Raw genomic sequence first — 10668 nt, forward strand, 5'->3', positions numbered from 1 at the left:
ATCCGCTTTTTTTTGACCGTTCAGGCCACTTGCGGGAAGCGCACCGTCACTTGCAGGCCCCGTCCCGCTTCCCCATCGTCCAGCGCGATCTCGGCGTGGTGGTGCTCGGCGATATGACGCACGATGGATAGGCCCAAGCCGCAGCCCCAGGCGTCGTTGCCGTCGGGCCGGAAGAAGCGGTCGAACAGGCGCGCATGGTAGTGCTGCGGCACGCCGGGGCCGTTGTCGGACACGCGCAGCAGGGGCCGGCCATCTTCCAGTGCCGCCTGCAAATCGACCCTGCCGCCCTGCTGCGTGTAGCGCAAGGCGTTGTCGATCAGATTATTCAGCAACACCTGCAAACCGTCGGGATCGGCCTGCACCAGCACCCTGGCCTGCAACGTTTCCACCACGCCCAGGTCGATTGCGCGGCTGTCGGCCAGCGCGCTGTGATCGGCCACGGCCGCTTCCAGCAATTGGCCCAGGTCCACCGTGTGCAGCTGGCTGGCCGCCAGCGCCGTTTCATGGCGCGCCAGACTCAATAGCTGACGCACGAGGTGCGTGCTGCGGTCCAGCCGCTCATGCAGCCGCGCCAGCGCCACGCGGCGTTCTTCCTCGCTGCCGGCCCGTTCGGCCACCTGCAACTGCAATTTCAGCGCCGTCAGCGGCGAGCGCAGTTCATGCGCGGCGTCGGCAACAAAGGTGCGCTGCGCCGTCAGCGCCGCCTCGAACTGGCCCATCAAGCTGTTGAGCGCCTGCGCCACGGGCCGCAGCTCGGGCGGCATGTCGTCGGCGGCCAGCGGCGTCAAGGCGTCCGGCGAACGGCCCGCCACCGATTCGGCCAGCCGGTGCAACGGCGCCAGCGCGCGCCCTACTACGGCAACGATCAGTAGCGCCAGGATCAGCGCGAACACCAGCAGGGGTGCGCCGGCCCGCCTGCTCATCTGCCAGGCCAGCTGGTCGCGCACGGCCTGCGCCTGCGCCACCTGCACGTAGCGGCCGCGCCGCGTCTCGCCGTACAGGCGCCAGTCCTCGCCGTGCAGCACGACATCGGCAAAGCCGGCCAGCGCATAGCGCGGCAGTGCCGGCTGGCCCTGCAGGACGGGCAATGGCTGCCCGTCCTCGTCCCACGCCTGCAGCACGAACGCTTCTTCCGGGTCTTGCGCGGCGGCCAGGCCCGCCTGCGGCTCGAACTCGTCGGGCAAGGCCACGGCCAGCTGGCGCAGCTGCAAATCGGCCAGTTCATTGGTTTCTTCCAGTAACGAGCGGAACAGCGAAATGCCCGCGCCAAGCACGCACAGCAAGGTGGCTGCCAGCAAACCGAGCAGCAACTGGCGGCGGATGGTCAGCAAGATGCCATCCGCATCTTGTAGCCCACGCCGCGCACGGTCTGGATACTGTCCGCGCCGAACTTCTTGCGCAGCTGATACACATACACGTCGACGGTATTGCTTTCCACTTCGCTATCCCAGCCGTACAGCTTCTCGCCCAGCTGGCGCTTCGACACCACCTTGCCCGGATGGTCGAGCAAGGCGCGCAGCACGGAAAACTCGCGCGGCGCCAGCTTGATCTGTTTCCCGTCAAACGTGACGTCGTGGCTGGCCAGGTCCAGGATCAGCGCGCCATGCTCGATGACGGAGCGCGAACGGCTGACCCTGCGCCGCAGCAGCGCGCGGATGCGCGCCAGCAGCTCATCGAGGTCGAACGGTTTCACCAGGTAATCGTCGGCGCCGCTGTCGAGGCCCTCGACGCGGGCAGGCGTGCCGTCGCGCGCCGTGATGATCAGCACGGGCAAGTCGGCGCCCCGCGCACGCATGGCGCGCAGCACATCCATGCCCTCCTTGCCGGGCAAGCCCAGGTCCAGCAGCATCAGGTCGTAGGCGAAACCGGCCAGCGCCAGCTCCGCATCGTGGCCGTCGCGCACCCAGTCCACGGCATAGCATTCGCCGCGCAAGCCCTCGACCAGGCTTTCCCCGATCATCGGATCGTCTTCCACCAGCAACACGCGCACGCAGGCCCCTCACAGTCCAGAAAATACCGCTATCTTAACGTGGCTGGGGAAAGCCGGCTTGCGCCAGCCACGTCAGCAAGCACGTGCCCCGGCACCAGGACTGGCACTCCACGTAATCTTCATGTCGTCGGCGCCATAGCTGTGCACGTCGATCCGGATTTGATGGTCGTAGACGAACGATTCGGTGGTAGCAGGCACACAAAGCAACAGGCCCTGGCGAATGCAGGGCCTGTGCGGGGTGTTACGTGACGATTACTGCGCCAGGTAGCGTTCCGAACGGGGGCCGTACAGCAAGCCATTCGGCACGCCGGCCGACAGCATGCGCGCATTGGCCGTGCCGGCCAGCGGATGGCTGGCATCGGTGCTGGTGTTGATGATCTGCTTGACGGCCGCCGTCACCAGCATGCCGACCAGCCCGCCGCCACCGCTGTTATTGCCTTCATTGCTCGATGCGCTGGCCGCGCCCTGCCACAGCAAGGCTCCCGTCTTCAGGTCGACCAGCTTGGCATCGACCGACACCACCGTCACGCTGTCGATCACGGCATAGGTCGTGCCGTACTTGGAAATCGTCACGTACAGGCCCGCATCGGCGCCAAAGATCTCGTTGAGCTTTTTCGCATCGACGCCGTGGATATCGGCGGCATTCGTCAAGCCGTTCTGCTTGAAGGTTTCACCGACCACGGCCACCGGCAGCACGTAGTAGCCTGCTTCGGCCAGCGGATAGGTCACTTGCGCGTAGACGCTGTTGCCGGCATTGACTTCCGGCGAGTTGTTCAACGGCGGCAAGACCACGATCGAACGCGGCTTGGCCGCCTTGAAGGCCGTATAGTCATAGGCGGCCTGCTTGGTGGCGCAACCGACCATGAAGATGGCGGGACCCAGGCACAGGGCCATTTTCAACATACGCGACATCATAATTTCTCGCCTTTTTTCAATTTACCCAACAGGAAGTCCATGTACGGCGTCGATTCCGGGAAGAGTTTTTTCTCGTCTTCGAATTGCGCGGCGACCTGCTCCGGCTTACCCGCGATCGAGTACAGCATGCCCAGGTGGGCATGGAAACCCGGCGGCGCATGGTTGCCCTTCGCAGCGATCACTTGCAGATCTTTTTCCATGGCGGCAATCTGCTGCTCCGGACTTTCGCCCTTCAGGTATTCGTACACTTGCGGCTGGTAACCTTCCCATTGATACAGGGTCTTCGATTGCGTGGCGCAACCGGTCAGTGCGGCACAGGCGAGCAGCGCCAGCAGGGCAGCGCCCTTGTTCATCATTGTTTTCATGGGATACCTTATTGTTTGCGCAGTGCGCCCGCTTCGACACCGGCCACCAGGCGCTCGACCGCTTCGCGCATGGCCAGGTCCAGGACTTTGCCGTTGAGGGTGGCGTCATAGCTGGCGGTGCCGCCAAAACCCAGCACTTCACGGTTCGACAGGCTGTATTCGCCGGCGCCGCCGGCCGAGTACACGACTTCCGAGGTGGCGATATTGACGACGTTCAAGGTGACCTTGGCATATGCCACTTGCGTCTTGCCGCGGCCCATGATGCCGAACAATTGCTTGTCGCCCACTTCCTTGCGGCCGAATTCGGTCACGTCGCCCGTGACGACGAAATCGGCGCCCTTGATATTCTGGCCCTGCTTCTTGAATTCGGCTTCTTGTTTGAGCTCGGCCATGTTGTCGCGGTCGAGCACATTGAAACGGTTGGATGTCTGCAGGTGCGCAATCAGGATCGTTTTCGACTGGCTGCCCAGGCGGTCGACGCCATCGGAAAAGATGCCGCGCATGAAGTTCGAGCGATTGTCGAATTTACCGACAGCGATCAGGGTGCGTGGACCAACGTAGGGACGGGCTGCGCTGGCAACCGTGGGAACAGCCAAGGCTTGCGAGGATTCGGAAGCGCAGCCAGCCAAAGCCGCGCCAATCAGCGCTGCAATCAACAATGCGCCGGGTTTATTCTTGTTCATAGTGCCCTTATGATGTGGATGATCAGGAGCAACCTGCAAAATTAATTTTAGGCAAGTTAATTTCCCAATTGCAATTATATGATATTGCATGTCTCACAATTCTCTCCAAAAGTAACGATGGCAAGGATTGCATGATTGCCAGTGCTGTTGAGGCCTGGCCCTACTTGACTTCCCAGGTCAGATTCGTTAACTTGGTAGTAAAAAAAGCGTGTAGTCAGCGCCGCTGCCACTGTCCCTCACAGACCTCGCCCGCCGACGTGCCCCATCCCGGCGCCAACTCCATTGCACGTTTGCACATAGACGGGTCTCCAGGCCATGCCGACACACGATCATTCCCCGGCCCATCCGCTGGCCACGGCGCTGGCGCTCTCGCTGGGCGCGGCCGTCGCCCTGGGCCTGTCGCGCTTTTCCTACGGCTTGCTGCTGCCGCCCATGCGTGACGACCTGGGCTGGTCTTACCTGCTGGCCGGGGCCATGAACACCTTCAATGCGCTCGGCTATTTTCTCGGCGCCCTGGCCACGCCGGCGCTGATGCGCCGCCTGGGCGTGTGGCGCTTGCTGATCATCGGTTCCGTGCTGGCCAGCATCTTCATGCTGATGTCAGGCCTGGTCAGCGACACGACTACCCTATTCCTGCAGCGCGTGTGCGCGGGCGTGGCCAGCGCCTTCATGTTCATCGCCGGCGGCGTGCTGGCAGCGCGGCTCGGTTCCATGCACAGCCAGCGCGCCGGCTTTTACATCGGCCTGTATTACGGCGGCACGGGCTTCGGCATCGCGCTGTCGGCCCTGCTGGTGCCGGCGGCGCTGGCCGCCGCCCAGGAGCACGGCACCGCGCATGCTTGGCAATGGCCGTGGCTGGCACTGGGCATCGCGTGTCTGGCCGGCACCGCCATCATGGCCGTGCCGGCGAAGGCGATCGGCGAAGCGCCGCGTGCGCTCGATACGCCACGGCGCTTCGCCTGGCGTGATTTCGCCCCCAGTCTGGCCGGCTACTTCATGTTTGGCGTTGGCTACATCGGCTACATGACCTTCGTCATCGCCCTGCTCAAGCAACAAGGCATGCCGCCGACCTTGATCACCATGTTCTATACCTTGCTGGGTCTGGCGGTAGTGGCGTCGTCGCGCATCTGGGCACGCATGCTGGACCGCTACAAGGGCGGCGAATCGCTGGCGATATTAAATGGCGTGCTGGGCGTGGTGACCATCCTGCCCGCGCTGACCAGCTTTGTGCCCGTCGTGTTCCTCTCCGGACTGGTCTTCGGCGCCGTGTTCCTGTCGGTAGTGGCCTCGACCACGGCCCTGGTGCGGCATAACCTGCCGCAGCAATCCTGGACGGCCGGCATCAGCGCCTACACGACGGTATTCGCGCTGGGCCAGATTGTCGGCCCTATCGTGGTCGGCTGGATCGCCGACGGCCCGGCCGGACTGGAGCGGGGATTGATCGCCTCGGCCATCGCCCTCTTCATCGGCGCGGCGTTGGCTGCGCGGCAAAAGGCGCTGGCGCCGGCCGCATAGTAGACTACAGGCATAACCCACCTTCGCAGAAAGAACACGATGAACACCGATGCACGCACACTTCCGGCAACGATGGATGCCGAAACGCTGGAATTCATCCAGGGCCTGTTTGCCCTGGTGCGCGAAGGCGATACGCAGCAACTGGGCGCCATGGTTACCCAGGGCGTGCCGGTCAACTTCCGCAACGAAAAAGGCGACAGCCTGATCATGCTGGCCAGCTACCACGGCCGCCTGGAAACGTCGCGCCTGCTGCTCGAAGCGGGCGCCGACGCCAACGTCCCCAACGACCAGGGCCAGACGCCGCTGGCCGGCGTAGCCTACAAGGGTTACCTGGACATCGCCGAGCTGCTGCTCCAGCACGGCGCCAAGGTAGAAGGCAACAGTCCGGACGGCAAGACACCGTTGATGATGGCCGCCATGTTCAACCGCCTGGCCATCCTCGACCTGCTGCTGCAACACGGCGCCCGCATCGATGCCGTGGACAGCCGCGGCATGACTGCCGTTTCGCTGGCCAAGAGCATGAATGCGCAGGAGACCCTGGCTCGCCTGACTAGCCTGGGGTAGACGGCGTGAGTGCGGTGGCCTGGGCTGCCCCGGTGCTGCGGCACCCAGGATCAGTAACAATTTTACGGACGGAATGAGGCTTCGCCATTTCGACGAAACCTCACCATGCCGATGAAAATTCACCTATCGATTATCGCAACGAACCATCTCTAAATGAATTCTCCTCATAACCCAGTTGCATAGAAAATTTACTGGCTTCAACATTTACCGTAAATTCGCAACGTGTCCATGCAGGCTGATTATTAGCAACCATGAATTTCTGATGTGCGGTAGCCAAGTAATGGATTTTCATCGTATCCGAATCACCGATAGAAAACTCACTCTCATTAACTCCGTTGTTCGAATAAAATTCAAACTGACTGACATCACCTTCGGGAGAAAGGGCCGCAATCATCAAAATTATTTTTGCATCCTCTGGAGCGACATTATATAAACATTGTCCAATTTCCTTAGATATTTCAATATCCTTTGATTCCATTTATCACCCCTTTGCATTATTCTCAAAAACGCGCTTAAACACCTTATTACCAACACTATATTCTACCATAAATGCAGTGGGTCTAGCGCCATCACCCATATACTTAGGTCGAATATCAACACTTACTTTCTTTCCATCTTTTAACGCAGCAGCCCATGTCTGCTCCATGGCTTTCCATTGACCTTGATTCAAACTCGAGTCCATTGGCACAAGGTTAATTTTCTCCCCTACACCATCGAATTGTGCGCCAATCAGATGCCCACCTTCATCACCAGCAACGCCACACTTGCCTGCCTTGCACTGCTGATATCCATTCCTATCGTGCTTGTTCAAGGTAAGCTCACCCTCGACATGGACAACGCGTGAAAATTCATCCGTACGATAGGTATGATTTGAATCCACCACATAAACGGTATTTGGCTGAGGTTTATTCAATTCCTTGTTCCACTCACCTTTTTTTCCTGATTCTATTTCCTTGACCGGCTTGGTATCAATCTCCAGATTCTTATTGGTATTTTCCGAATTATTTGCACGGATGCACACGGATGGGGGTCACACACGGATGGGGGTCACACACGGATGGGGGTCAGGTCCGCCATTCCGACACGACCTCAGCCATATCAATGCACGGATGGGGGTCAGGTCCGCCATTCCGACACGACCTCTGCACGGATGGGGGTCAGGTCCGCCATTCCGACACGACCTCAGCCATATCAATGTGCAAACCTCTGCGCAATCTCAGCGCCAATGCACATAGCTCAGGTATCGTCTACCGCATGACGCGACCACTAAGACTTGAGTTCGCCGGTGCCCTCTACCACGTTACTTCGCGGGGCGACCGGCGTGGCGCAATTTATCGGGACGATACTGATCGCCTTGCTTGGCAAGAAGTATTGGAACTTGTGTGTGAACGGCATCATTTTGTCGTGCACAGTTTCTGCCAGATGAGCAATCATTATCATCTGCTCGTTGAAACAGTCGAGGCGAATCTCTCGCAGGGCATGCGCCAACTCAATGGCGTTTATACCCAGCATTTCAATCGACGCCATAAGCTTGTCGGGCACGTATTTCAAGGCCGCTACAAAGCCATCTTGGTGCAGAAAGAAAACTATCTGCTGGAATTGGCCCGCTACATCGCCTTGAATCCAGTCCGGGCGCACATGGTGACATCACCCGACGACTGGTACTGGAGCAGCCATCACTACGTTTTGGACGATGCAATGCCTCCATGCTGGTTGACGCGTGACTGGCTCTTGAGCCAGTTTGGCGCCACGCGCGCCGAGGCGGTCGCCAACTATTCTCGGTTTGTCGTGGCCGGGATGGGCGAAACTAGTCCGCTCATCCATACCTGCCACCAGATGCTTCTGGGCGATGACGCCTTCGTTTCGGCACATCAGCAATCGCAGCGTTCCGGTGCATTCAAAGATACGCCAAGGCAGCAGCGCCGCGCGATCACACTGTCACTCGCACAATATCAGGTCCGCTATAGCGACAGAGACGAGGCAATGGCACGCGCTTATCTGTCTACCGCTTTTACAATGTCCCACATCGCCGCCGCTTTTCACGTCTCGAGCAAGACAGTCAGTCGGGCCGTATCGGCATTTAATAAAGCGCAACTTGCCGCAAATAGAGATGACTAAAGCTGAGATCGTGTACAAATGGCGGACCTGACCCCGGCCCGCACTACAGCGAAAAGGACGAGGCGATTGCACCGCTTATCTGGCAGCCGCTTTTACCATGCCCCACATCGCCGCCGCTTTTCACGTCTACAGCAGGACAGTTAGTCGAGCCGTATTGGCATTTATTAAAGCGCAACTTGCCACAGATAGAGATGGCCAAAGCTGAGATCGTGTACAAATGGCGGACCTGACCCCGGCCCGCGGCGGCACGTTTGACATGGCTGGCGCGCAAGCCAAAGCGAACGGTCGAGGCGTCAGCGGCGACCAGCCTGAAACCGTGCCAGCGCGGCAGGTAGCCATGCTGCTGTGCTTGAGCAATGAGCCAGTCGTTAAGCTCTGGCATGGCAGTGGTAGCAAGTTTCGAGCGTGCCTGAGCGAAAGCCTGGGCGCTCACCTGGTGCGTCAGTTGCGCCTGCTGTTGCAGATGGCCAAAGAATTCATCAAGTTCGGTTTGCACGCTCTTGCGCATGCCGGTGAGCATGAGCGCCACCAAGGACGGTAGCGGCAGTTTGCGGCGTCGTTGAAACGCTGTCGGATGATCAGGATGGCGGGCGGTAAGACGGAACTGGTCGGATTGAAGATGGTCGGAGAAATCGGACAGCAAGGACGCGAGCGACATGAAAGGCCAATGAAGATCAAAAGACCTTCATTGGCCGCCGCCTTGCCGCTGTCGAAAAAAGAGAGGTCAGCAAGGCGGCGGCCGCGCAAAGCCAGTGCCACGTCAAGCACTATTTCATTGATTTGCCAGCAATTGCGCAGGCTTGCTCCTTAACTTGGGTGGATTGGCACCTGCCCCCGCCCCTCCATCACTAAAACCACGGAACCACTTCTTTACGATATGAGTTTTCGCATACCATTTCTCTCTCGAACTGTTTCCATGGCACTTTTATACTGAAAAATTTCTTCTAATTCTTCACGTAGTTCATCCTTTTTTAATAATGGATCAAAAAACCTCATTAGCAAAAATACCATTCTAAATTCATTGCTGAATGGAATACCCTCATTTTTTAAAATTTCCTGAGGCGATACTGTTACAAGAAGTTTAAAATTTCTCAGTAAATCCTTTATATCTCTGACAGAGTCACCTTGCTTCGCCCCCCAAGTCCTAATGGCAAGACACCTATTTAGAATGCTAGAAACGATATTTTTTTCAACTACTTCTTTATCATTTTTTACTTCATCAGCAATTCGCTCAAATAAATAAACCGCCAATCTTATCCATTCAAGCCCCTCGTCAAATATTTTCTCACCAACAATAAAATTTGCTGCAATAACTTCAGCGCTTTCCGCCACTCGACTCCAGTTGAGTTTGCATTTAAAATTAGCCCTTGCAAAATTCAAGCATTCTTTCGCGCCCAAGGAAATAAATTCATCATATTTTTTTTCTTTATCACTAATATCCATAGCCCACTCCGAAATAATCCTTTGGTATTTTTGGGTTAACTGTCTTGAAATCAATTCCGCGGGAGGCAGGGTCACGGAGGCAGGGTCACGGAGGCAGGGTCAGGTCCGCCATTCCGACACGGCCTCAACCATGCCCAGTCTTCAAACCTCTGCGTAATCTCATTGCCAAAGAGCATAGCTCAGCTACCATCTACCGCATGACCCGACCACTACGCCTTGAGTTTGCCGGTGCCCTCTACCACGTTACTTCGCGCGGCGACCGGCGTGGCGCCATTTACCGGGACGATACCGATCGTCTTGCCTGGCAAGAAGTGCTAGCCTTGGTATGCGAGCGGCACCATTTTATCGTGCACAGTTTCTGCCAGATGAGCAATCATTATCATCTGCTCGTTGAAACGGTCGAGGCGAATCTGTCGCAGGGCATGCGCCAACTGAACGGCTTATATAGCCAGCATTTCAATCGGCGTCACAAGCTTGTTGGACACGTATTGCAAGGTCGCTACAAAGCTATCTTGGTGCAGAAAGAAAAGTATCTGTTGGAATTGGCCCGCTACATCGTCCTAAATCCAGTCCGGGCGCACATGGTCGTATCACCCGATGACTGGTACTGGAGCAGTCATCGCTACTTTTTGGACGACGCGGCACCTCCGTGCTGGTTGGCACGTGACTGGCTCTTGAGTCAGTTTGGCGCTACCCGCGACGAGGCAGTTCCTGCTTATTACCGGTTTGTCGGGGCCGGGATGGGAGAAACTAGTCCGCTTGCTCGTACCTGCCACCAGATTCTTCTGGGCGATGACGCCTTCATTTCAGCACATCAACAATCACAGCGTTCTGATGCATTCAAAGATACGCCAAGGTTGCAGCGCCGCGCCATCACGCTGTCATTAGTACAATATCAAGCCCTCTATAGCAACAGAGACGAGGCAATGGCACGCGCTTATCTATCGACCGCCTTTACCATGTCTCACATCGCCGCCGCTTTTCACGTCTCAAGCAGGACAGTCAGTCGAGCCGTATTGGCATTTAGTAAAGCGCAACCTGCTGCAGATCGAGACGACCAAGGCTGAGATCGTGT

At 57.9% G+C, this 10668-nt stretch carries 13 protein-coding genes; 4 read left to right on the forward strand and 9 right to left on the reverse strand.

Going from position 1 to position 10668, the window contains the following annotated elements; all coding sequences use genetic code 11:
* Positions 1 to 20 precede the first annotated feature (20 nt).
* From ACQ4W7_RS07295 to ACQ4W7_RS07315, 5 genes are all read right to left on the reverse strand, one after another.
* Positions 21 to 1331, reverse strand: a complete 1311-nt coding sequence (locus tag ACQ4W7_RS07295) for an ATP-binding protein (protein WP_436529486.1) — start codon at positions 1329 to 1331, stop codon at positions 21 to 23.
* On the reverse strand, positions 1325 to 1990 hold the full coding sequence (locus ACQ4W7_RS07300) for a response regulator (RefSeq protein ID WP_436529488.1): 666 nt from the start codon (positions 1988 to 1990) through the stop codon (positions 1325 to 1327). The genes ACQ4W7_RS07295 and ACQ4W7_RS07300 overlap by 7 nt, the downstream gene beginning before the upstream one ends.
* Before the next feature lie 252 nt (positions 1991 to 2242).
* Positions 2243 to 2905 carry a DUF799 domain-containing protein gene (locus ACQ4W7_RS07305; RefSeq protein WP_034788080.1) on the reverse strand — a complete coding sequence of 221 codons (663 nt, stop codon included), beginning with the start codon at positions 2903 to 2905 and terminating at the stop codon, positions 2243 to 2245.
* Entirely contained in the window at positions 2902 to 3270 is a 369-nt protein-coding gene (locus ACQ4W7_RS07310; RefSeq protein ID WP_426074342.1) for a DUF4810 domain-containing protein, read from the reverse strand. Before ACQ4W7_RS07310 ends, ACQ4W7_RS07305 begins: the two co-directional genes overlap by 4 nt.
* Before the next feature lie 8 nt (positions 3271 to 3278).
* Positions 3279 to 3953, reverse strand: coding sequence for a CsgG/HfaB family protein (locus ACQ4W7_RS07315; RefSeq protein ID WP_071077629.1), 675 nt, complete (start codon positions 3951 to 3953; stop codon positions 3279 to 3281).
* 315 nt (positions 3954 to 4268) lie between these two features.
* Between ACQ4W7_RS07315 and ACQ4W7_RS07320 the strand changes: the two genes are divergently transcribed.
* Entirely contained in the window at positions 4269 to 5468 is a 1200-nt protein-coding gene (locus ACQ4W7_RS07320) for a YbfB/YjiJ family MFS transporter (protein WP_436529491.1), read from the forward strand.
* A 39-nt stretch (positions 5469 to 5507) separates the two neighbouring features.
* Positions 5508 to 6032: an ankyrin repeat domain-containing protein gene (locus ACQ4W7_RS07325; protein WP_436529493.1), complete on the forward strand. Its 525-nt coding sequence runs from the start codon at positions 5508 to 5510 to the stop codon at positions 6030 to 6032.
* Between the two features lie 130 nt (positions 6033 to 6162).
* Here the strand turns inward: ACQ4W7_RS07325 and ACQ4W7_RS07330 are convergent, their stop codons facing one another.
* Both ACQ4W7_RS07330 and ACQ4W7_RS07335 read right to left on the reverse strand, forming a co-directional pair.
* Entirely contained in the window at positions 6163 to 6510 is a 348-nt protein-coding gene (locus ACQ4W7_RS07330) for a hypothetical protein (protein ID WP_436529495.1), read from the reverse strand.
* Positions 6511 to 6513: 3 nt separating this feature from the next.
* Positions 6514 to 7053 carry a DNA/RNA non-specific endonuclease gene (locus tag ACQ4W7_RS07335; protein ID WP_436529497.1) on the reverse strand — a complete coding sequence of 180 codons (540 nt, stop codon included), beginning with the start codon at positions 7051 to 7053 and terminating at the stop codon, positions 6514 to 6516.
* Positions 7054 to 7226: 173 nt separating this feature from the next.
* On the opposite strand from ACQ4W7_RS07335, the gene ACQ4W7_RS07340 reads away from it, so the two are divergent.
* Positions 7227 to 8150 carry a transposase gene (locus ACQ4W7_RS07340; RefSeq protein ID WP_436529499.1) on the forward strand — a complete coding sequence of 308 codons (924 nt, stop codon included), beginning with the start codon at positions 7227 to 7229 and terminating at the stop codon, positions 8148 to 8150.
* 43 nt (positions 8151 to 8193) lie between these two features.
* On the opposite strand, the gene ACQ4W7_RS07345 is transcribed toward ACQ4W7_RS07340, so the two are convergent.
* A complete protein-coding gene (locus tag ACQ4W7_RS07345) occupies positions 8194 to 8808 on the reverse strand; it encodes a hypothetical protein (protein WP_436529501.1) in 615 nt (204 codons plus the stop codon).
* Between the two features lie 212 nt (positions 8809 to 9020).
* A complete protein-coding gene (locus tag ACQ4W7_RS07350) occupies positions 9021 to 9593 on the reverse strand; it encodes a hypothetical protein (protein WP_436529503.1) in 573 nt (190 codons plus the stop codon).
* Between the two features lie 197 nt (positions 9594 to 9790).
* Between ACQ4W7_RS07350 and ACQ4W7_RS07355 the strand changes: the two genes are divergently transcribed.
* Complete coding sequence (locus tag ACQ4W7_RS07355) at positions 9791 to 10660, forward strand: transposase (RefSeq protein ID WP_436529505.1); 870 nt, start codon at positions 9791 to 9793, stop codon at positions 10658 to 10660.
* The last annotated feature ends 8 nt before the right edge of the window (positions 10661 to 10668 follow it).

Source organism: Janthinobacterium algoris (assembly GCF_051380935.1).
Lineage (GTDB): Bacteria > Pseudomonadota > Gammaproteobacteria > Burkholderiales > Burkholderiaceae_D > Janthinobacterium.

Coding starts and splice junctions, on each gene's coding strand:
- ACQ4W7_RS07305 (WP_034788080.1), bottom strand. CDS start 2,905: ATGATGTCGCGTATGTTGAAAATGGCCCTGTGCCTGGGTCCCGCCATC.
- ACQ4W7_RS07310 (WP_426074342.1), bottom strand. CDS start 3,270: ATGAAAACAATGATGAACAAGGGCGCTGCCCTGCTGGCGCTGCTCGCC.
- ACQ4W7_RS07315 (WP_071077629.1), bottom strand. CDS start 3,953: ATGAACAAGAATAAACCCGGCGCATTGTTGATTGCAGCGCTGATTGGC.
- ACQ4W7_RS07320 (WP_436529491.1), top strand. CDS start 4,269: ATGCCGACACACGATCATTCCCCGGCCCATCCGCTGGCCACGGCGCTG.
- ACQ4W7_RS07325 (WP_436529493.1), top strand. CDS start 5,508: ATGAACACCGATGCACGCACACTTCCGGCAACGATGGATGCCGAAACG.
- ACQ4W7_RS07330 (WP_436529495.1), bottom strand. CDS start 6,510: ATGGAATCAAAGGATATTGAAATATCTAAGGAAATTGGACAATGTTTA.
- ACQ4W7_RS07340 (WP_436529499.1), top strand. CDS start 7,227: ATGTGCAAACCTCTGCGCAATCTCAGCGCCAATGCACATAGCTCAGGT.
- ACQ4W7_RS07345 (WP_436529501.1), bottom strand. CDS start 8,808: ATGTCGCTCGCGTCCTTGCTGTCCGATTTCTCCGACCATCTTCAATCC.
- ACQ4W7_RS07350 (WP_436529503.1), bottom strand. CDS start 9,593: ATGGATATTAGTGATAAAGAAAAAAAATATGATGAATTTATTTCCTTG.
- ACQ4W7_RS07355 (WP_436529505.1), top strand. CDS start 9,791: ATGACCCGACCACTACGCCTTGAGTTTGCCGGTGCCCTCTACCACGTT.